The organism is Enterobacteriaceae endosymbiont of Plateumaris rustica (assembly GCF_012562965.1).
Taxonomy (GTDB): Bacteria; Pseudomonadota; Gammaproteobacteria; order Enterobacterales; family Enterobacteriaceae.
Window position 1 is genome coordinate 447,047 of sequence record NZ_CP046228.1, and the last position, 23,131, is coordinate 470,177.

Annotated in this window: 15 protein-coding genes; 7 read left to right on the plus strand and 8 right to left on the minus strand. The window is 16.8% G+C overall.

Annotated features, from left to right (window positions below; translation table 11 throughout):
- Positions 1 to 88 precede the first annotated feature (88 nt).
- The 5 genes from recD to lgt all read right to left on the minus strand — a co-directional run bounded on the left by recD (position 89) and on the right by lgt (position 9,620).
- Complete coding sequence (gene recD, locus GJT82_RS02190; protein WP_168819890.1) at positions 89 to 1,933, minus strand: exodeoxyribonuclease V subunit alpha; 1,845 nt, start codon at positions 1,931 to 1,933, stop codon at positions 89 to 91.
- Positions 1,934 to 1,972: 39 nt separating this feature from the next.
- Positions 1,973 to 5,506 (minus strand): exodeoxyribonuclease V subunit beta, encoded by a 3,534-nt coding sequence (gene recB / locus GJT82_RS02195; protein WP_168819892.1) that lies wholly within the window; start codon positions 5,504 to 5,506, stop codon positions 1,973 to 1,975.
- A gap of 14 nt (positions 5,507 to 5,520) precedes the next feature.
- Positions 5,521 to 7,260 (minus strand): exodeoxyribonuclease V subunit gamma, encoded by a 1,740-nt coding sequence (locus tag GJT82_RS02490; protein ID WP_168819894.1) that lies wholly within the window; start codon positions 7,258 to 7,260, stop codon positions 5,521 to 5,523.
- A gap of 215 nt (positions 7,261 to 7,475) precedes the next feature.
- A complete protein-coding gene (locus tag GJT82_RS02495) occupies positions 7,476 to 8,699 on the minus strand; it encodes an exodeoxyribonuclease V subunit gamma (RefSeq protein ID WP_168819896.1) in 1,224 nt (407 codons plus the stop codon).
- A gap of 63 nt (positions 8,700 to 8,762) precedes the next feature.
- On the minus strand, positions 8,763 to 9,620 hold the full coding sequence (gene lgt / locus GJT82_RS02210; protein WP_168819898.1) for a prolipoprotein diacylglyceryl transferase: 858 nt from the start codon (positions 9,618 to 9,620) through the stop codon (positions 8,763 to 8,765).
- A 47-nt stretch (positions 9,621 to 9,667) separates the two neighbouring features.
- Between lgt and GJT82_RS02215 the strand changes: the two genes are divergently transcribed.
- A complete protein-coding gene (locus tag GJT82_RS02215) occupies positions 9,668 to 10,351 on the plus strand; it encodes a MutH/Sau3AI family endonuclease (RefSeq protein ID WP_168819900.1) in 684 nt (227 codons plus the stop codon).
- A 150-nt stretch (positions 10,352 to 10,501) separates the two neighbouring features.
- Here GJT82_RS02215 and lysA read toward each other — a convergent pair whose 3' ends face one another.
- On the minus strand, positions 10,502 to 11,770 hold the full coding sequence (gene lysA / locus GJT82_RS02220; protein ID WP_168819902.1) for a diaminopimelate decarboxylase: 1,269 nt from the start codon (positions 11,768 to 11,770) through the stop codon (positions 10,502 to 10,504).
- Positions 11,771 to 12,592: 822 nt separating this feature from the next.
- Between lysA and GJT82_RS02225 the strand changes: the two genes are divergently transcribed.
- From GJT82_RS02225 to crr, 3 genes are all read left to right on the plus strand, one after another.
- Positions 12,593 to 12,847, plus strand: a complete 255-nt coding sequence (locus GJT82_RS02225) for an HPr family phosphocarrier protein (RefSeq protein ID WP_168819904.1) — start codon at positions 12,593 to 12,595, stop codon at positions 12,845 to 12,847.
- Positions 12,848 to 13,015: 168 nt separating this feature from the next.
- Positions 13,016 to 14,734, plus strand: a complete 1,719-nt coding sequence (gene ptsI / locus GJT82_RS02230) for a phosphoenolpyruvate-protein phosphotransferase PtsI (protein WP_168819906.1) — start codon at positions 13,016 to 13,018, stop codon at positions 14,732 to 14,734.
- Positions 14,735 to 14,771: 37 nt separating this feature from the next.
- Positions 14,772 to 15,290: a PTS glucose transporter subunit IIA gene (gene crr, locus GJT82_RS02235; protein ID WP_168819908.1), complete on the plus strand. Its 519-nt coding sequence runs from the start codon at positions 14,772 to 14,774 to the stop codon at positions 15,288 to 15,290.
- Between the two features lie 403 nt (positions 15,291 to 15,693).
- Here the strand turns inward: crr and GJT82_RS02240 are convergent, their stop codons facing one another.
- Positions 15,694 to 16,419 (minus strand): YebC/PmpR family DNA-binding transcriptional regulator, encoded by a 726-nt coding sequence (locus GJT82_RS02240; protein WP_168819910.1) that lies wholly within the window; start codon positions 16,417 to 16,419, stop codon positions 15,694 to 15,696.
- 29 nt (positions 16,420 to 16,448) lie between these two features.
- On the minus strand, positions 16,449 to 18,191 hold the full coding sequence (gene aspS / locus GJT82_RS02245; protein ID WP_168819912.1) for an aspartate--tRNA ligase: 1,743 nt from the start codon (positions 18,189 to 18,191) through the stop codon (positions 16,449 to 16,451).
- Between the two features lie 269 nt (positions 18,192 to 18,460).
- Here aspS and GJT82_RS02250 point away from each other — a divergent pair, with 269 nt between their 5' ends.
- From GJT82_RS02250 to mnmA, 3 genes are read left to right on the plus strand one after another with little or no spacing between them, the layout of a single operon-like run.
- Complete coding sequence (locus GJT82_RS02250) at positions 18,461 to 19,609, plus strand: MalY/PatB family protein (protein WP_168819914.1); 1,149 nt, start codon at positions 18,461 to 18,463, stop codon at positions 19,607 to 19,609.
- Between the two features lie 43 nt (positions 19,610 to 19,652).
- Positions 19,653 to 21,386, plus strand: coding sequence for an arginine--tRNA ligase (gene argS, locus GJT82_RS02255; protein ID WP_168819916.1), 1,734 nt, complete (start codon positions 19,653 to 19,655; stop codon positions 21,384 to 21,386).
- A gap of 57 nt (positions 21,387 to 21,443) precedes the next feature.
- Positions 21,444 to 22,535 (plus strand): tRNA 2-thiouridine(34) synthase MnmA, encoded by a 1,092-nt coding sequence (gene mnmA, locus GJT82_RS02260; protein ID WP_168819918.1) that lies wholly within the window; start codon positions 21,444 to 21,446, stop codon positions 22,533 to 22,535.
- The last annotated feature ends 596 nt before the right edge of the window (positions 22,536 to 23,131 follow it).

Here is a 23,131-nt window from a genome sequence, read left to right on the forward strand (position 1 = left end):
TATATTTATGAATAAACTAATAAAATTAATATTAATTTTATTTAAAATAATAAATATTATTTATAAAACATATTTTTATATAATTAAGTTATGTATGAATACTTTGTAAAATACGATTTTCTAAATTAGAAAATCGTATTATTTTAGACTTTATTGATTTAAATAATATTGAAGTATTACTATAAATTGATATTGTTAATTTTGATCTTGTAATAGCTGTATAAATCAATTCTCTAGTTAATAAAGATGAATATTTATTAGGTAATACTAATGATGTATTATTAAATTCTGAACCTTGAGATTTATGTACAGTAATTGCATAAGCAATATTATATTTAGGTAAATTATTAATAAGAATATTATGATATTTACCATTAGATAAACTAAATTTAACTTTTAATTCATTATCTGATGTATCTAAAAAAGTAATTCCTATATCACCATTATATAAATTTAAAAAATCATTATTTTGAGTAATAATAATTGGACGACCTATATACCAATCATTTTTTTTATAAGTATTATCTAAAATATTTTTTTTAAAAAATTCATTTTCTAATTGATTATTAATTTCTTTTGTACCAAAAATTCCATGTTTTACTGCACATAAAATTTGATATTCATTAAAGATTTTAAAAAAATCATGAATATTATTTTTTTTATTCATATAAACAAAATATTTTTTATATTCTATAATAAATTGATTTATCATGTATTTATATTTTTTTTCATTATTAATATTAATAAATTTAATATCATTAAATTTTTTTTTTAAAAATAATTCTTTAATTTTTTTCACATTACCTTCTTTTACTAAAATAGATAATTGATTTATTCCTGAATAACATTTATAACGATAATTATATTTTAATAAGCTAATAAAATTACGTAAAAATAAACATTCATTATTATTTTTATTTTTAATATTATAATTAATTATGCTATATAACCATTCTGAATATTTTTTAGTAAAATTAAATTTTTTAAAATTACAAATATCTTGAAAAATAAAACCAAGTTCTATTGGAGGTAATTGATTATCATCACCTAACAAAATTAATCTACTATTAATAGATAAAACATTTAATATTATTGACATTAAACTTAAATCAATCATAGATGCTTCATCTATAATTAATAAATCTGTATTTAATTTATTATTAATATTATATATAGTTTCTTTATTATACAAATTAATTTTTAATAAATGATGAATAGTTGTTGCTTTGTTAGGAATATTTTTTTTTTCTGTTTTAGTTATTAAAAAATTATTTTTTATAAAGTATTGGTTGATTGATTCTGTTAATCTATTAGCTGCTTTACCTGTACTAGCGACTATTTTAATATTTAATGGAATAGAATATATTTTTATAAAAAAGGTAATTAATTTTGCTATAATATGAGTTTTTCCTGTTCCAGGAGACCCTGAAATTATACTTATTTTATGTGTATATGCCATAGCTATAGATATTTTTTGATAAATATCACTTGGTTTAAATAAAGTATTTAATATTTTTTTTATATTATTTACCGGAGGTAAAATAAAATGATTGTTTATTAAATTTTTAATAATTATATTTTCTTCTTTCCATATTCTATATAAATAAAGACAATTATTTTGTATTACTAATGGTGTAACTTTTTTTCCATTACTAACAATTGGATAATTTAATAAATTTTTTTCCTGTTTTTTAATATTATCAATTAATTGCGTTTCTTTTTTTGATAAAATAATATTATTTTTTTTTAATATTTTTTTTATATTAAATTTAATTAATGGTAAACAAGTATTACCTTTACCAATAAAATAACTAAGATAAGCAATAATAAACATTAAATATGGTTCATTTTTAGATGCCATTATATATGAAAATTGCAAATCAATTAAACGAATAAATTTTTTTTTACATAATTTTTTTAAAAAATTATACATATTATTGTTAATATTAATTAAATCATATTTATAAAAATCTTAAGAAATTAATTGATCTAATTTTTTAATTAATTTATAAGAAGGTTTTTTTTCCCAAATACCATTTAAATTATTTTTTAAGTTATTAATACCTCTAATATATAAGTATATAACACTTCCAAAATGTTTTTCATAACTGTAATTTTTAATACGAGAATAAAGATATTTATGTAAGGCTAATGTATATATTTGATATTGTAAATCATATCTATTTAAATAAATATTTTTTTCTATATATTTTTTAGTGTATTTATTATAATCTTTTCCTAACCAATTAGATTTATAATCTATTATATAATATTTATTTTTCCATAAAAATACCAAATCGATAAATCCTCTTAATATTCCTTGAATATTATTATTAAATATTGGTAATTTCCTAGATATTCTATCATACTTACATATTATTTTATTTAATTCAATAAAATATAATTCTTTTTTTATATTTAAATAGAATTCTAATTCTGTTATTTTATTTTTGTTTTTTAATTTATTTAAAATAATTTTATCTTTTCCTAATGGATGATTTAATATATTTGTTAACCATTTTATTAAAATTATATGCCAAGAATTATCGATCTTTTTATTAGATAATTTATTTTTAATGAAAGAACATGAAATTTTTTGAGTAAAATCTAATTTTTTAAAAATATTATGTAAAATAATTCCACTTTCTTTTCCTCTAGGAAAAGTGTGTGATGTTTTTTTTTTATTTTTTTTAGAATTAAATAATTTATATTTACAAATATTATTATTTAAATGTAAATCATTTTTAAGTTTAGAATAACTTGTAATTAATAAAGTTTTATATTCATCAATTTTTAATTTATTATTATATTGAGTAGTATCTTTTTTTTCTATAGGACAAATATAATTATATTTTATTTGTTTTTCTTTAGTTATGATTTTAATATTAATATCTTTATTTGCTAAATTAAATAAAAATTTTTTAAAATTTTTTTTATCTATATTATTATTAATATTTATTAAATATTCTACAGCATTTTGATAAAATAAATATTTTTGATATTTTTTTTTATTATTTTTAATATTTCCTATACCAATACTGCAATGAAAAATTGATCTAGTTAAAGATACATATAATAATCTTAAATTTTCTGATAATAATTCTTCTAATGCATATTTTATGCTATTATCATTTTTTTTAAAATCTATAATTGTTTTTAATGTTTTTCTATCATGAAAAATTATTGCTTCATCATTTACTAAATCTAAAAAATTAGAAGTAATAAAAGGTATCCATACTAATGGAAATTGTAATCCTTTAGCTTTATGAATAGTAATTATTTTTATTTGATTAAGGTCATTTTGTATTCTTATTTGTTGATCAATTGATCTATTATTTGGAAATGAAATTTGTTTTAATAACCAAATAATTATTTGTTTTTTATTTTTAATTTTTATAAATTCTATTTCTATTAATTCTGCTATATGTAATATATTTTGTATTTTTTTTTTATAAACACTATTAATTATATTTTTTTTACATAAAAAATTTTTTTGTAAAAAAATTTTTTCTAACATGAATAAAATACCATTTTTATCCCATAAATTTTTATATTCAATAAATTGATTAATACTTTTTTCTAAAAATAATTTTTCTTTTATATAGTCTAAATTAGATAAATTTATATTAAATAAATCACTTACTAGAACATTTTTTAATTGTTTTATTTTATGTGGTTCCAAAATAGTTTGTAACAATAATACTAATTCTTTTGCTTCTATTGTTTCAAAAACACTATTAGAATTAGATAAATAAATAGAAGGAATATTAAATTTAATAAATTCTTTTTGTATAATATTAGCTTCGTATTTATTACGTACTAATACTGTTATATCTGAAATATTAATATTTCTACTATTATTTATATTTTTTTGTAAAAAAATTTTTTTTTGTTGACCTAGTATAAGCCATTGACAAATTTCATAAGCACATTGATATGACATTTTTTGTTTATATAAATTTATATTTATTTCTTCAGGAAAAAACCAAAAAGTAATTCCTGGTTGAATTATATTATTTATAATAAAATTATAATTTAATTTTTGTTTTACATATGATATAGGATAAAAAACTATATTTTTTAAAAAAAAAGAATATTTACAATTGGAAAATATTTTATTAACACTATTAACCATAGTTTTAGATGATCTCCAATTATTTTTTAATGTATAACGATTTTTAATCTCAAAAGAAGCTTTGATATAAGTAAAAATATCAGCTCCTCTAAAAGAATAAATTGCTTGTTTAGGATCTCCGATTAATATTAATGTACAATTAGAATGATTTATATATATTTTTTTAAAAATATTATATTGTTGAACATCTGTATCTTGAAATTCATCTATCAATGCTACAGGATATAATTTTCTTATATCTGCTGCTAAATTTTTATTGATAATAAAATTATCTAGTGATTTATTTAATATTGATAATAAGTCATTAAAACTAATTTGTTCATTTTTTTCTTTATTTTTTTTAACAAAATATTTAATATATTTTATAGCTTTAATAATTATTAAAGTTTTTAAATTTATTATTTTATTTAGATATGTATCTATATTTTTAAATAGAATATGTTTTGGGAATTTTTTTTCATTTATAGTTTTTATAATTAAAATATTTTGAGAAAATCTTTTTAATTGTTCTGGAATAAAATTATCTTTAGTATTACTTAATGCCCATTTATTTATACATTTTATCCAAAATTTTATAGATCTATTATTATAAATATGTTTGTTAACATTAGATTCCATAATTATATTAAAAATAATATTATTATATTGAATCCAATTTTTTTTTAAAATATTTATATATTTGATATTTTTATTAAATTGTTCTACTAAATTAAAATTATTAAAATAATGTTTAAAATTAGGTAATTCATTTTGTAATAAAAATGGTAATAATTTATTCATTAAATCACTAGGTGTTTTCCAATATTCTAATACAATTTCAGCAATTTTATTCGGTAAAGGATATAAATATTTTCTCCAAAAACTTATAGATGCATAATTTTGCAAATCAATTTCATTATTAATTAATTTTTTATTATAAACAAAACCATAAATCTCATAATTTTTAATATTTAATATTTTTTGACAAAATGCATGAATAGTTAAAATTGTTGCATTATGAAAATTTAATTCTGCTTTTAATAAAATTATACTTGCTTTTTTAAAATTTTTTATTTTTTTAAGAATTTTATTAACAATAGAAAATTGACTATTACCTTTTATACATGCTATACGTAATATATTTATACTATTTTTTATTCTCTTACATAAATCTTTTGTTGAAATATCAGTAAATGTAACTACTAATATTTCTTCTACTGATAATGGAATACTAATTTGATTTTTTTTATATAAACCTAATAAAAAACGTAAATACATTATAATTATTGTAAAAGTTTTTCCAGTACCAGCTGAAGCTTCAATTAGACATTGTTGATTTAAATTATCTGTAAAAGGATTAAATTCTTTATTTTTTGTCAAATTCGTTATCATATAAATAAAATTTTTTATTTTATATAAATTTTTATAGGTAACAACCATTTTTCTATTAATTTTATTGTTTTTAACCAATTTTTTTCATCAAAAAAATAATTAATTTTATTAAAATATAAATTTTTATTTTTCTCTATAAAATTAAAATTCATATTCCAAAAATGAAAAAAATATTTTTTTGCTTTTTTTTGTATAAAAATATCATAATTAATACATTTATTTTTTTTATCATAACAATAATCTAACCATTTCCAAGCACTTTTCATAGGTAATATAATCGGATTATTTAATCCACACACATATCCATCGATATATTTTTTTAATAAAACTATTGCTATATTAGAATTAATATAATTAAAACTATATTTAGTATTTTTAAAACCTATAATTGTTGAAGTAAATTCTTTTCCTTTTCTAATATTTATTACACATAAAATTAAATGTTTAATCCAAAAAGATATAATAGATTTTATATCTATAATTTTAGGTTCATATCTTATATACCCTTTATTATAACTTATAAAATTTATTTTTCCATATAATATTATTTCTGATATATTTATATCAATATACTTAATAATATTATTATATTTATATAATTTTAAATCATTATTAAGTAATTTACATATTTTTTTTTTTTCATTATTCCATAATATTTTTCCATAATTACCATAAGGTAAAATTCCTTTATTTAAATAATTATAATAAATTAAGTTAATATTTGTATTAAATATTAAGGAATATAATATTTTTTTATCAATTTGGTATTTTGTTAAATAATCTAATGAAAAAGGTTCTATTTCGGAAAATTGAATTTGATTTAAATCATGTAAATATACTCCTAATCTTTGATTAAAAAATCCTTTTACAGGATCTTTCCAAAAATTTAAAAGATTTTTTATAATAATTTTTTTTATTTTTAATTTTGATAATTTACTAAAATAAATATTTTGTTTTTTTAAAAAATTATAATTATTAATATTAAAATTTATAAAAATATCATTTTTTTTATTTACATGATATATGTGTTTGATGATACAATCAGATATTTTATTTTTTTCAATATAGTAGTTATTGTAAATATATTCTAATAACTCAGTAATCAAAATAGAAGGGTATATTTTATTATAATTTATATTTTTATTATCAATATAACTTAAATATAATTTTTCTTTAGAAGACATCAATAATTCAAGAAAAAAATATTTTTCTTTATCTAAATTATTTTCATCATGTTTTTTAGGGTATTTCTTTATTAAATTAAAAATAACTGGATATGAATTTTTAAGATAATATTTACTATTCATACCTATTACAAAACTAACTTTAAAATCTATTCCATTTAATTGTTCAAAATTACAAAAATTAATTTTATTTAAAGAATAATGAAAAAAATATTTTTTTTTTTCTAATAGATTTTGAAATTCTTTAATAATAATATTAATAGATATTTTTTGTTCATAATTTGAATTTAATCCACTGTCAATAAATAATATTATATTTTTAATAATATATTTCATATATTTATTTGAATCAATATTTGAACAAAAAAAATCTGAATATAATTTAATTAAAATTTTTTTCCAATTTTTTATTTTTTGTTTTTTATTTAATTTTTTTTTCCATTTATATAATGTAAATAAAAAATGAGTAAATTTACCTAATAATTCTCCTAATATTCCATATATACCATTATATGGTAATATACCATTCCAATTTCCTGAATTATTATCTATAGCATATCCATAAAACATACGATATAATCCAAATTTCCAGGTATATTGATCTTTAGTTAAAGAAATTTTTTTGAAATTACTAAAATCTAAATTATATTTAATACCAATATCATTTATCCAATAACGTAAATATATTAAATCATCTTTATTATTAATAGAAAATTTTTTCGAAATTTCATTATTATCTAATAAATAAAATATTTCTTCAGGATTAAATTTTTTTGTTGATAAATTTAATAAAAAAAAAAAATATCTGGTATATTAAAAATATTATTTTTATTAAAATCTAAATAAATGTTAAAAGGTATTTGTTTTTTATTAAAAATAGAATAAATAAAAGGTAAATATATATTTATATTAGGAGAAATTACAATAATTTCATGTAAATAATAATTTTTATTATTTATTAATTTAATAATATTAAATGATAAAAATTCTATTTCTTGTTTAAGATCTGTAAAAACATTTATTTGTATAGAATCATCTGACATATTAATTTTTTTTTTATTATTCTTTAATAAAAAATTTTCTTTTAATAAACTAATATCTTTTTTTATATTATTTAATAAATTTAAAGATTTTATTTTTACAAATGATTCTATCATTCTTGATGATACATTTATTAATTTATTTATATTATTTATTCCATAATTTCCCCAAGAAAATAATAATGAATTATAAAAATTATAATTATTATTTATTTGAATATTATCCCAATAATGTATACAAGGATTTTTAATTAAGATATGAATTTCTATATATTTTGTTAATTTTTCTAATAATTGTAAATATATTAAAGGTATATTTTGTGTTTCTAAAATAAATATTCTTTCCGGTAAAACGGAATATTTAATTTTTTTTTTCTTATTTATAAAAAAATTATATAATCTACTAAGATACCATAATTTTTTACCTAATATAATTTTATTATATATAATTATTTGTTTCCATAATTTTGCTTGCCAAATTTGATCTTTATTATTTGGAAAAAATGAGATTTTATCTTTTTCCCATAAATATAACCATTCTGGACGATATTTTTGATATTCATCATATAAATTAGCAATTTGAATTGATATTTCATATAAATAATTAGTATTATTTATATTATTTAAATATTTATGAAAATTTTTAAATTCAGGTAAAACAACTGTTTTTGGAATAATATTCATCAATTGCCAAGTAATCATTTTTTTATTAAAAATATTACCTTTTTTAATTTGTGGAATAATTTTTATAAATAAATTCCAAATAAATTTTTCTGGATTTATATAACTAATATTAGTATGTATTCCCATTATTTTAGAAAAATAAATTTTTAAATATGGAATAAATGTTGAATTTGGTAAAATTATAATTTCTGTTTGTAATGGATTATTTAATGGTTTTTTTATAATATTATATTTTATTAAATTTAATAAAATATCTAAATTATTAGAACGATATATTGTAAACATATTATATATTTTTTATTTATATTAATTATTTTAAAATTTTAAAAAAATTATTAATTTTTCATCTTAATTAAATTTTTTATATATAGTGTAATATAACATTATTAATCCTATTAATACCATTGGAAAAGATAATATTTGTCCCATAGTTATATAACTATAAAAAAAACCTAATTGTATGTCAGGTTCTCTAAAAAACTCTATAAATATACGAAATATACCATAAAATAATAAAAAAACACTGGTATTATAACCTAACATTTTTCTTTTATTATAATTTATATTTAAAATAATAAATAATATTATTCCTTCAAAAAAAAATTCATAAATTTGTGATGGATGTCTAGGTAAATTACCATATTTTATAAATAAATTTATAAAATTTTTATGATTTTTAATATAAATTAAATCTAATTCGGTAGAATTAGGAAATAACATTGCCCAGGGAATATTAATAGTAACTCTTCCCCATAATTCATCATTAATAAAATTACCTATTCTTCCCATACCTAATCCAAAAGGAATCAATGGAGTAATAAAATCAGTTAATTGTAAAAATTTTTTTTTATAATAAATAGAATATATAAAAATTACTAAAATAGTTCCAAGTAATCCTCCATGAAAAGACATACCTCCTTCTCTAAATTTAATTAATGATATAGGATGATTTAAAAAATATTTTAAATTATAAAGTAATATATATCCTAATCTACCACCTAATAAAAGTCCTATAAAAGATAAATATAATAAAATTTCATTTTCTCTATTTGTCCAATTTAAATTATTATATGATTTTAACTTTGATATATTAATTATAAATAAAAAACTAATTAAATACATTAAACTATACCAATAAATATCAATACCATATATTGTAATAGCAACTGGATTAATTTTTGGAAACAATAAATATTGCATTTTCATTTTTTAAATATAAGCGTTATTATTTCTAATAGGTATAATTTATATATATGTATATAAAAAAAATTTTTTCTAATACTATTAATAGTGAAAAAATATTATTTCTAAGAGCATCCTTAATAATAGGTCATTCTTTAAATGATATTGCAAAATGGTTAAATTATAATAATATTCCATTAAATTTAAATAAAGATAAAGGATGGATAGGTAAATTAATTGAATTATGTTTATTAGGTATACAACAAAAAAATATATTTAACCAAGATATACCTCAAATAGGCATAGAAATAAAAACTATTCCTATTGATGAAAAAGGAAATACTATCAATAATACATTTATATGTTCTTTTCCTTTAATAAATAAAAATATTCTTATTTGGAAAAAAAGTAAATTATATAATAAATTATCAAAAATTTTATGGATTCCTATTATAACTAAAAGTAAAAATACTCCTATTGGTATGAGAATAATAGGAAATCCAATTATATGGACACCTTCAAAAAGAGATTATAAAAAAATATATAATGATTGGATTGAATTGATGAAATTACTTATTTCTGGAAATATAGATTATATTAATCATTATAATGGAACTATTTTATTAGTGAAAACAAAATCTAATAAAAATAAATTAATAGAAATTATAAATCAAGATAATAAAATTATACTAACTACACCTAGAGCTTTTTATTTAAAAAAAAAATTTACAAAAACATTATTAAAAAATTCATAAATATTTATTTAAAATAAGAAATTAGATATTTAAATTTTACTAAAATGAAATACTAATTAAATTATTTAAATTTTTTTATAAATAATTAAGTTAAAATATTTTTTATAAAAATATTTTAATAAAAAAATAATTTATTTATTTTAATTTAACTTAATAAAGTTCTAAATTAATTAATTCTTGTATTTTTTGATGACGACGAATTTCTCTTGGAATACCATTTTCAATTAATACTTCTGGTATTAAAGGTCTACTATTATAACAAGATGACATAGATGCACCATAAGCTCCTGTGTCATGAAAAATTAAATAATCTCCAACATTAACATATGGTAATAAACAAAATGTTACTTCTCCATTATTTAATTGTGTAAATACATCTCCTGCCTCACATAAAGGACCTGCAACTACAGATTCTATTTTTGGTAAATACGACATATCTATTCCTTTTGAAGAAATAGCTGATATATAATGGTAACTACCATATAATACAGGTCTCATAAAATCATTAAATCCTACATCTACTAAAATAAATCTTTTTTCTTTTATTTTTTTTATAGCCCATATTTTACATATTAATATTCCTGATTCTGCTACTAAGAATCTACCAGGTTCAATTTCTAATTTTATATTTTTTTGTAAATGATTATTAATAATATTACGTGTCTGATTCCATAAATTAAAATAATGATTTGTATCAATAATTTGATCATATAATTTATATGGAATAGATAAACCACCACCTGCAGATATTACATTAATTTTTGGAATATAAGGTTTTAATACATAACTAACCATAGAATTACATACTTTTTTTAAATGAGAATAATTAACACCTGATCCTATATGGATATGTATACCTATTAATTTTAATTGATATTTATTTATAATATTAATTGATTTTTTTAAATCTTTATACCAAATGCCATGTTTACTATTTTCACCACCAGTATTAGTTTTTTTACTATGTCCATGTCCAAAACCAGGATTAATACGTAACCAAATATTATGATTTTTAGATAATTTTCCTAATTGATGTAACATATCTATAGAACCAATATTAACAGTAATATTTAAATCTAAAATACGTTTTAATGTATTAAAATCAAAAATATCAGCTGTAAAGATAATATCATTTTTATTTTTATTATCATATCCAGCTACTAGTGCTCTTTCTATTTCTCCTAAAGATACTGCATCTACTTTTACACCTTCTTTTCTCATTAATTTTAAAATATTTATATTAGAACATGCTTTTTGAGCAAATCTAATAGTATCAAATTTTTTTAATTGTAAAATACGTTTTTTTATAGTTTCTGCACAATATAACCAAATTGGAGAATTATATTTTTTTATAATAGAAAATATAGTTTTTGTTAAAAAATTATTTTTATTATGATAAGAATCAAATATTTGTGTCATAATTAATATAACCTATATTATTTTAGTAATTTTCAATAAAATTATTAATTTTAATTTTAATATATATTTATATATATATAAAAAATACTTGAAAAAAAAACAAAAAATTATAATAATTATTAAGATAATTTAAAAAAAATTTATAAATAAAATATAAAATTATTTTTTTCTTCTTTAAGAAAATAAATATAAATTAACTAATTAATAACAATTTTTGTTGTATAGAATATAAATAATTTATGTTTTTATTTTAGATCTATTTTATAAAAAAATTATTTCTTTCTAAAAACACTTCTATTATAATATTAAAATTTAATATACAAAAAAAATTTTATTTTTAATAAATATATTAGATATTATAATTATAGAAATTTTATTATTTAATTTAAATTATTCTAGACTAGAAATAAGTAATAATATTATAATAGATTATTAAAAAAAATTAAAATAATACTATTTATTCATAAATAATAATAAATTATTATAATAATTTATTATTATTTATAATTAGAATATATATAACTAATAATTACTAAATAATTTAAAATATAATTTTATTATATAATAAAATTATCTAATATTTATTAAAATATTGTTTAATAAATAAATTTATTGTAATTTGTATAAAAATTATAATTATTGTTTACTTATAGTAATTAGTAGCCAAGATGATTTATCTATGCTATTTATTAAATTTTATAATAATTAATATATAATTATTTATTTTCATAAAAAATTCTTTTTTTTAAAATAAATTTAATAATAATTTTAAAATATAAAATTTTGAAAAAAATAAATTAATTAAAAATTAGGAAAAAAATAATGTTTCAAGAAGAAATTATTATTAATAATACTCATGGTTTACATATTCGTCCAGCAGCACTTTTTGTAAAAGAAGCTAAATCTTTTATTTCTGATATAACAATAACATCTAACGGAAAGACAGTTAATGCTAAAAGTTTATTTAAAATACAAACATTAGGTATGACTAAAGGAACTTCAATTATTTTAACAGCTTCTGGCAAAGATGAAAAAAAAGCAATAGAACATTTAGTAAAAATTATTAAAAAATTATAATGTATATATATTCATTTATAATAATATTATTCTAGAATATTAATAGAATAATTATAAAAAAATAATTCTACTAATATTTATTAAATAATTAATTTATATTTATAATGATATATTGTTGAAATTAATAATATTTAATACAAAATTATTAGATGATAATAGAGGTAAATTATGATTTCAGGAATTTTAGCTTCTCCTGGTATTGCTTTTGGTAAAGCATTTTTATTAAAAGTAGATAATATTATTATTAATAATAATAAAATTGTGAATAATCAAATAGAATTAGAAATTAAAAAATTTTTTGACGGACAAAAAAAATCAATAAAACAACTTGAACTTATTAAAAAAAATTCAACTAAAAATTTTAATGATGATAAAAAATGTATATTTGAAGGACATATTATACTTTTACAAGATGAAGAAATGGTTAAAGAAGTTATTTCATTAATAAAAAATAATTTTTTATCTGCTGACGCTGCTGTTAATTATGTAATAAAATGTCAAATAAAATCATTAAAAAATCTTGATGATGAATATTTAAGATCTAGAATAATTGATATTAAAGATATTGGAAATCGTTTAATAAGAAATATTTTAGGTCAAAATATCATGAATTTAAATGAAATAAAAAATAAAGTAATTTTAATTGCTAAAGACCTTACACCATCAGAAACAACTCAATTAAATTTAGAAAAAATTTTAGGATTTATTACAGATTTTGGTAGTCAAACTTCTCATACAGCAATAATAGCTCGTTCTTTAGAAATACCTGCTATTGTAGGTACAGGAAATATTACTAGTAAAGTAAAAACAAATGATTATTTAATATTAGATGGTATTAATAATTATATATATATCAATCCTAATAATACAATAATTAATAAAATTAAATTAATACAAAATAAATATATTTTTGAAAAAAATAAATTAATAAAATTAAGTAAATTACCAGCTATAACTAAAGATCATTTTAAAATTGAAATATGTGCTAATATTAGTTCATTAAAAGATTTAAATAGTGTAAAAAAAAATGGTGCTGAAGGAATTGGTTTATATCGTACAGAATTTTTATTTATGAATCGTAATTCTTTACCCTCAGAAGAAGAACAATTTTATGCTTATAAAACAGTAGCAAAAAGTATGTGTGGAAAACTTGTTATTATTCGTACTATGGATATAGGAGGAGATAAAAATATACCATATATGAATTTACCTAAAGAAGATAATCCTTTTTTAGGATGGAGAGCTATAAGAATAACTATGGATCGTAAAGAAATATTACATACACAATTAAGAGCTATTTTACGAGCATCAGTATTTGGTAAATTATCTATTATGTTTCCAATGATTATTTCTATTGAAGAAGTTTATTTTTTAAAAGAAGAATTAGATTTTTTAAAAAAACAACTTCAAAAAGAAAAAAAGAATTTTAATGAAAATATTCCAGTAGGAATTATGGTTGAAACTCCTGCATCTGCAATTATTGCAAATCATTTAGCAAAAGAAATTGATTTTTTTAGTATAGGTACAAATGATTTAACTCAGTATACATTAGCAGTAGATCGTGGTAATGATTTAATCTCTCACTTATATAAACCTATATCTCCATCTATTTTTTATTTAATTAAAAAAGTTATTGAAGCATCACATTCAGAAGGAAAATGGACTGGTATGTGCGGAGAATTAGCTAGTAATGAACATGTTATTCCTATCTTATTAGGAATGGGTTTAGATGAATTTAGTATGAATTCAGCATCTATTCCTAAAATAAAAAATATTATTAGAAATACAAAAATGAATAAAGCAAAAATTTTAGCAGATAATATTTTATTACAATCTACTAATAAAGAAATTAATAATCTTATATATGAATTTAATAAACAATATTAATATATTTTATATATAAATATACTTTAGGAGATATAAAATGAATTTTTTTTCTGATATTTTTCGTAAAATAAAAAAAAAAATAATAAAAAAAACTACTACTATTAAAATTTTAGCACCTATTTCTGGAGAAATAGTCGATATAAAAACTGTTCCAGATTCTGTATTTGCAGATAAAATTATAGGTGATGGAATAGCAATTTATCCTACAGGTAACTTTATTGTAGCTCCAATGGATGGAACAATTGGAAAAATTTTTGATACTAATCATGCTTTTTCTATTATATCAAATAATGAAATAGAACTATTTGTTCATTTTGGTATTGATACAATTAATTTAAAAGGAAATGGATTTAAACGTATATTTAACTTTAAAAAAAATAATATAGTTAAAAAAGGTGAAATAATTATTAAATTAGATTTAGATTATTTAATAAAAACAGCAAAATCTATATTAACTCCTATAGTAATTTCTAATACTGAAGATATTAAAAAAATAAAAAAATATTCTGGTAAAGTTATTGCTGGAATTGATCCAATATTAAAAATTACTAAGTAAAATTAATAGATACTAAATATTATTTTTAAATAATATATACATATTTTTTAGGAGTAAAAATATAGAAAATAAATTTTAATTATTAATTTTCAATTTTTTTATAAAATAAAGATAATTTTAATATTATATTAATTAAATAGTATTTTATATACTAATTAAAATGTTAAATTTTTAAAATTATAAAATATATATTTTTTTATATATTTTATAAAAATTTTATTAAATATTTTTATATTAAAATATATTTTTATTTAAAATAGTTATATTAAATATAATGATGTTTATCATATAAAAAGTTATTTTAAAATTAATTATATATTTTTAACTAATTTTAATTATTTGTATATTTTAATATATATTTTCTATTAATAGAAAATATAATTAAAAATTAAATTAATATTTATTAAATATTTGCATTATGATAAATTTCTTTTATATCATTATTTGATTTTAATATATTTAAAAAATTTAATAATTTATTTTTTGTTAATAAATCAATATTATTTTTTATTAAAGGTATCATAGTTAATTTAAATTTTATTGGTTTAATTAAATTTTTTTTTATATCTAATAAAAGAGTTTTATATTTTCTTTTATTAAAAATTACATCAATAATTTTATCATTAAAAATAATATCTTCAGCTTGTAATTTTTCAGCAAAATCAATTATATAATCTAGATTATTTTTATTAAAAAATGATATTATAATTTTTTTTTTAAACATATAATAAACAGAACCATTATTTCCTAAACGACATCCTATTTTATTAAAAGAGTTTCTTATTACAGAAACTGTTCTATTTTTATTATTTGTAATACAATTAATAATTAATGCAATATTTCCAGGACCAAAACCTTCATAAGAAATATGTTCTATATTATTTGATAAATATTTTTTTTTATTTAATTTATTAGATAATATTTTTTCTATTGTAGATTTATTCATATTATTTAATAAACCTTTTTCTATAGCTAAACGTAATTTAGTATTATATTGTGGATTAATTGTTCCACCTAATTTACTAGCAGTACTTAATTCTCTAGCAATTTTAGTAAAAATTTTATCTTTTTTTATATCTTGTGATGCTTTACGATAACGCATATTGGACCATTTACTATGTCCTGACATAAAAATTTTCCTTTATATTAAGAATTTTTTTATATATAAAATAATCCTAATTCTTTTAAAATATCTTGATTAATTAGAGTTGGAGATTGGGTCATTAAACATGTACCTGAAGTAGTTTTAGGAAAAGCTATTACATCACGAATATTTTTTGTATTTGTAAGAAGCATAACTAATCTATCTAATCCTAAAGCTATACCTCTATGTGGAGGTGTACCAAATTTTAAAGCTTCTAAAAAAAAACCAAAATCTTTTTTTTGTATTTTTTTGTCTATTTTTAATATATCAAATATTATTTGTTGTATTTTATTATTATATATTCTTCCTGATCCACTACCAATTTCATATCCATTAATTACTATATCATATGAATCAGATATAATATTTTCTGGATTATTTTTTAAATTATTTACATGATATTTTATTGGTGATGTAAATGGATGATGCATTGAAATGAAATTTCCAAACTTATCTTTTTTAAATAAAGGGAAATTAATAATCCATAATGGGAACCACATACTTTTTTTTATTATATTTAAATCTATAGATAACTTTTCTCTTAAAATACCCATAGAACTTAATGTTCCATTAATTTTTTCTGTTCCTAAAAAAATAAGATCATTATTTTGAGCTTTATTACGTAAAATAATGTTTTTAGATATTTGATCAGTTATAAAAAAATTTAATTTATTATATTTTTTAAATAAATTAATCAAATTATTCTTATATACTTTAAATATATGAAGATCATTAGTACCATATTTATTAATATATTCTTTATAAAAAAATAATTTTTTATTATTTATATTTTGAATATATTTATATTTAATACAAATTGATATTTTTCTTTGAAAAATATTATTTTTAATTTCATTATTAATAAATAAATCTGTTAAATCTATTAATTTTAATGGATTTCTTAAATTAGGTTTATCTGTACCATAATTATTCATAGCATCATAATAAGTCATTATAAAAAATTTTTTTAATTTAATATTTAAAATATTTTTCCATAAATAAAATATCATTTTTTCTATTAAATTTTTAAAATCCTCAAAATTTATAAAAGATGCTTCTATATCAATTTGAGTAAATTCTGGTTGACGATCAGATCTTAAGTCTTCATCACGAAAACATTTAGCAATTTGATAATAACGATCTAATCCAGCAATCATTAATAATTGTTTAAAAATTTGAGGTGATTGTGGTAATGCATAAAAATTTTTTTTATGTATACGACTAGGTACTAAATAATCTCTAGATCCTTCTGGAGTAGATTTAGTTAAAATTGGAGTTTCAATATTTAAAAATTTATTTTTTTCCAAAAATAATCTGATATAACTTGTAATAAGTGATCTATTTTTTAGTATTTTTGACATTTTAAATTGTCTCAAATCTAAATATCTGTATTTTAATCTAATTTCTTCTGTATTAAGAATATTATTATCTATAGGTAATGGTTTTGATTTATTTATTAAAAATAAATTAGATGCTAAAATTTCTATCTCTCCTGTTAATAAATTTAAATTTTTTTTTTTTCTTTTTACTACTTTTCCAATAATCTTAATACAAAAATTATTACGTAATGTTGAAGCTAATTCAAAAATTATTTTATTTGAAGATTTAAAAATAATTTGTATAATACCTTCACGATCTCTTAAATTAATAAAAATTAATTTACCTAAATTTATATAATTATCTACCCAACCATAAAGAACTATTTCTTGATTTATATGTTGTATATTAATTTCTCCACAATAAATTCTATTTTTCATAAAATAAATGCCTATTTAATAGTTTTAAAATTTTTTTTACCATATTAACTAATTTAATTTAAAATATAAAATAATTCATAATTAATTTTTCAATAAAATTTTTTTAATAAAATTAAATAAAAAAATATAAAATAAATAAAAATATTTATTTTAAATAATAAATATTTATTTTCTAATTTTTTATTTATATTAAAATTAAATAAAATATTTTTATAATAAATTAATTTGATATAATTTATATATTTATATTTTAAATTAAATTAGTTAATATGGTAAAAAAAATTTTTGATTTTAATAAATTTATTGATAGATTTAATAGTGATAGTTTAAAATGGAATAAATATAATAAAAATATTATACCTTTATGGATAGCTGATAGTGATTTTTCTTGTCCTCCATGTGTATTAAAAGCATTAAAAAAAAGAATTAATCATGGTGTTTTAGGATATGGAATTATTCCAAAAAATTTATCAAATATTATTATTGAAAGATTATGGAAAAATTTTAAATGGAAAATTAATCCTGAATGGATTATATATATTAATGGAGTTGTTTGTGGATTACATTTAGCCGTAAGAACTTTTACTACTAATAAAAATTCTATAATTATACCAACTCCTATATATCCTCCATTTATATATGCTGCTAATATAGCTAAAAGAAATAAAAAATATATAAAATTAATACAGATAAATAATAGGTTAATTATAGATTTAAATTTTTTAAACAAAAATATGTATGGTAATGAAAAATTAATGATGTTATGTAATCCACATAATCCAGTAGGAACTGTATATAAATATAATGAATTAGAAAAAATATTAGAATTTGTTAAAAAATATAACTTAATTATTTGTTCTGATGAAATACATTGTGATTTAATTTTAGAAGAAGGTACAAAACATATACCATTTGCATCTATTAATAATGATGCAGAACAATGTAGTATAACTTTTATGTCTCCTTCTAAATCATTTAATTTATCAGGATTAAATTTTGCAATTGCTATTATTCCAAATAAAAAATTACGAAATAAATTTAATTTATTTAAAAAAGGTATTCATCCTAATATAGATATATTATCATATATTGCAGCAGAGTCTGCATGGATGCATGGTAATGATTGGTTAAATCAACAAATTAAATATTTAAAAATAAATCGTGATTATTTATTTGATAATATAAATAAATTACCTTATTTAAGCATGTTAAAACCAGAAGCTACATATCTTGGTTGGATTAACTGTTCTAAAATAAAAATTTTAAATTTAATATCTTTTTTTGAAAAATATGGAATAGGTTTATCTTCAGGAAAAGAATTTGGAAATGATAATTTTATTAGATTTAATTTTGGGTGTACTCATGATATATTAAAAGAAGCATTAAAAAGAATAAAAAATGCAATTTATCAATTATAAAAAATTAATTTTATTAAAAAATTTATTAAATTAGGTAAAATTAATGAATATTAAAAAAATTCTTTCAGAGAACATTCAAAAAGCAATGATAGAATCAGGAATTCCATTAGAATATGATGTAATATTACGCAAATGTAAAAAAATAAAATTTGGACATTATCAAGTTAATGGTATTATATCAGCTGCTGTAAAATTAAATAAAAACCCTAAAGAATTGGCTATTAAAGTAAGAAAAAATATAAATTTAAAAAATATAATAAAAAAAATAGAAGTATCTTCATTAGGATTTATTAATATTTTTATAAAAAAACAGTGGATATCTAAACAAATAAATTTATTATTAAATGCTTCAAAATTAGGTATTTTAAATAAAATAAAATTTAAAAATATTGTTATAGATTATTCTAGTCCTAATATTGCAAAAGAAATGCATGTTGGACATTTAAGATCTACAATAATAGGAGATTCAATAGTACGCATATTAATTTTTTTAGGACATAATGTAATTAAAGTTAATCATATAGGTGATTGGGGTACACAATTTGGTATGTTAATTGCTTTTTTAGAATTTAAACAACAAAATAAAAAAAAAATATTTTTATCCGATTTAAATCAATTTTATAAAGAAGCACAAATTAAATATAATAAAGATATAACATTTGCTAAAAAATCTAGAAAATATGTTGTAAAATTACAAAATAATGATCCATTTTGTATAAAAATTTGGAAAAAATTTGTTCAAATTACTATGAATTATAATTATTTTTTATATAAAAAACTTAATGTTTTATTAACTTCTAAAAATACTTTTGGTGAAAGTACATATAATTATATGTTACCAAAAATTGTTTTAGATTTAAAAAAAAAAGGTTTAGCTATTAATAGTAATGGTGCAATTGTTGTACCTATTAAAAAACTAAAAAATAAAAATGGTACAACAATGGCAATTGTTATACAAAAAAAAGATGGAGGATATCTTTATGCAACTACAGATATAGCTTGTATAAAATATCGTTGTAAAATATTAAAAGCTGATCGTATTATTTATTATGTAGATTCTAGACAAAGTCAATATTTACAACAAATATTTTTAATAGCAAAAAAAGCAAACTATGTTCCCTTTCATGTAAAATTAGAACATCATATGTTTGGAATGATATTAAATAATAATAATAAACCATTTAAAACTCGTACTGGAGAAAATATAAAATTAAAAGTTTTAATAGAAGAATCTATAATTAGATCAAAAAAAATAATTTTAAAAAAAAATCCTATGATAAAAAAAAATGAATTAGAAAATTTATCTTCTGTAATAGGTATATCAGCAATTAAATATTCTGAATTATCTAAAAATAGAATAACTAATTATATTTTTAATTGGGATGAAATGCTTTCGTTAAATGGAAATACAGCTCCTTATATACAATATGCTTATGTGAGAGCAAAATCAATATTACTTAAATCAAAAATTAATTTTAATAATTTTACTACATTTGAAATAAATTTTTCTAGTGATTATGAAATTAATTTAGCTATCAATTTTTTAGAATTTGAAGAAGTAATTTTAAAAGTTATAAAAAATGGTACACCACATATATTATGTAATTGGTTATATAAAATTACTACATTATTTTCCAATTTTTATGAAAATTGTAATATATTAAATATTAAAAATGATTTAATTAAAATTAGTAGATTAAAAATAGTATTTACTACTATTAAATTTTTAAAAACAGGATTAAATCTTTTAGGAATTAAAACAATTAATAAAATGTAAAAAAATTAAATTCAATAATTTATATATTTTACATTAAAATTTTTTATAAATAAAATTATGTCTAAAAAAAAAGTAATAGTTGCTATGTCTGGTGGTGTTGATTCTTCTATTTCTGCTTGGTTATTAAAAAAACAAAATTATCAAGTAGAAGGATTATTTATGAAAAATTGGGAAGAAGATGACAATAAAAATTGTAATATTAAAAAAGATTTATATGATGCACAAAAAATTTGCAATCAATTAAATATTCATTTACATAAAGTAAATTTTTCTTTTGAATATTGGGAACATGTTTTTAAAAATTTTCTTTATGAATATAAAATAGGTAATACACCAAATCCTGATATTTTATGCAATAAAATAATAAAATTTAAATATTTTATGAATTTTGCCTTAAAAAATTTAAAAGCAGATTATATAAGTACAGGACATTATGTCCGATGTAAAAAAATTAGACATAAATTTTATTTATTAAAAGGAATAGATAAAAATAAAGATCAAAGTTATTTTTTATATACAATAAAAGAACAACAATTACAAAAAATTTTATTTCCTATTGGAGGATTAAATAAAATTGAAGTTCGCAAAATAGCAAAAAAATTAAATTTTATTAATGCAAATAAAAAAGATTCTACAGGAATATGTTTTATAGGTAAAAAAAATTTTTTTGAATTTTTAAATAAATATTTATCCACGAAAAAAGGGGATATTATTGATTTAAATGGTAAAATTATCGGAAAACATAAAGGTTTAATACATTATACAATAGGACAACGTAAGAGAATAGGAGTAGGAGGTATATTAAATAATTATAATCATAAACCATGGTATGTTATTAAAAAAGACATGAAAAAAAATATTTTAACTGTTGCTCAAGGTAAAAATAATTCTAATTTATTCTCTATTGGATTAATAGCAAAAAATATTAATTGGATTAATTATCCAATAAAAAAAATAAATATTTGTTCCATTAAAACTAGATATAGACAAAAAGAAATAAATTGTAAAATTAAATTTTTAAATGAAAAAAAAATTCAAGTCTATTTTAATACCCCAATATCTAGTATTACTCCTGGACAATCAGCAGTATTTTATTCTGGGTCAATTTGTTTAGGTGGAGGTATAATTGAAAAAAAAATTCATGTTTAATTTATTAATTTAAAAATTTTATATAAATAAAAATATTTATCTTAATATTTTATTCTTTAAAAGAACAAATATAATAATATTATTATATTAAAATTCATTCATTATATTATAAGATATTAGTAATTTATTAAAAATAATTATGTATAAATATATTAAAATTTTTTTATCCATATAACTAAAAATCAGATTTATTATATAATAAATCTTAATATTAATTAAATATAAATTAAGTAAAAGTTTTATTAAATTATTAAAAATTACTTAAACTATTTATTCTCTTAATATAGATCCTTAAAATTATACTACTGAAATATTTTTTATATGATATATTATTAACAATAATATTATTAATTTTAATAAAAATATTTCACAATATATATCATATAAAATATTTTGATAAAATATTATAAAAAATATATTTATTTATCAAAACTATCTTATAAAATTAATCATATTTTATTTAAAATAAATAGGAAAAAATTTAATAATGACTAATATAATTATATAGTTTATTACAAAAAAACTACTTATTTTAAGATAGTAAATCCTTAATATATTATTTTAAAAAATTGTTTTAAAAAATTCTATAATATTTA

Excerpts from the sequence above, each read along its gene's own strand:
- GJT82_RS02490 (WP_168819894.1), bottom strand. The coding sequence starts at position 7,260 with ATGTTTTATGGATATGCTATAGATAATAATTCAGGAAATTGGAATGGT.
- lgt (WP_168819898.1), bottom strand. The coding sequence starts at position 9,620 with ATGAAAATGCAATATTTATTGTTTCCAAAAATTAATCCAGTTGCTATT.
- GJT82_RS02250 (WP_168819914.1), top strand. The coding sequence starts at position 18,461 with ATGGTAAAAAAAATTTTTGATTTTAATAAATTTATTGATAGATTTAAT.
- aspS (WP_168819912.1), bottom strand. The coding sequence starts at position 18,191 with ATGAAAAATAGAATTTATTGTGGAGAAATTAATATACAACATATAAAT.
- recB (WP_168819892.1), bottom strand. The coding sequence starts at position 5,506 with ATGATAACGAATTTGACAAAAAATAAAGAATTTAATCCTTTTACAGAT.
- lysA (WP_168819902.1), bottom strand. The coding sequence starts at position 11,770 with ATGACACAAATATTTGATTCTTATCATAATAAAAATAATTTTTTAACA.
- GJT82_RS02225 (WP_168819904.1), top strand. The coding sequence starts at position 12,593 with ATGTTTCAAGAAGAAATTATTATTAATAATACTCATGGTTTACATATT.
- ptsI (WP_168819906.1), top strand. The coding sequence starts at position 13,016 with ATGATTTCAGGAATTTTAGCTTCTCCTGGTATTGCTTTTGGTAAAGCA.
- recD (WP_168819890.1), bottom strand. The coding sequence starts at position 1,933 with ATGTATAATTTTTTAAAAAAATTATGTAAAAAAAAATTTATTCGTTTA.
- crr (WP_168819908.1), top strand. The coding sequence starts at position 14,772 with ATGAATTTTTTTTCTGATATTTTTCGTAAAATAAAAAAAAAAATAATA.
- GJT82_RS02495 (WP_168819896.1), bottom strand. The coding sequence starts at position 8,699 with ATGTTTACAATATATCGTTCTAATAATTTAGATATTTTATTAAATTTA.
- GJT82_RS02215 (WP_168819900.1), top strand. The coding sequence starts at position 9,668 with ATGTATATAAAAAAAATTTTTTCTAATACTATTAATAGTGAAAAAATA.
- GJT82_RS02240 (WP_168819910.1), bottom strand. The coding sequence starts at position 16,419 with ATGTCAGGACATAGTAAATGGTCCAATATGCGTTATCGTAAAGCATCA.
- mnmA (WP_168819918.1), top strand. The coding sequence starts at position 21,444 with ATGTCTAAAAAAAAAGTAATAGTTGCTATGTCTGGTGGTGTTGATTCT.
- argS (WP_168819916.1), top strand. The coding sequence starts at position 19,653 with ATGAATATTAAAAAAATTCTTTCAGAGAACATTCAAAAAGCAATGATA.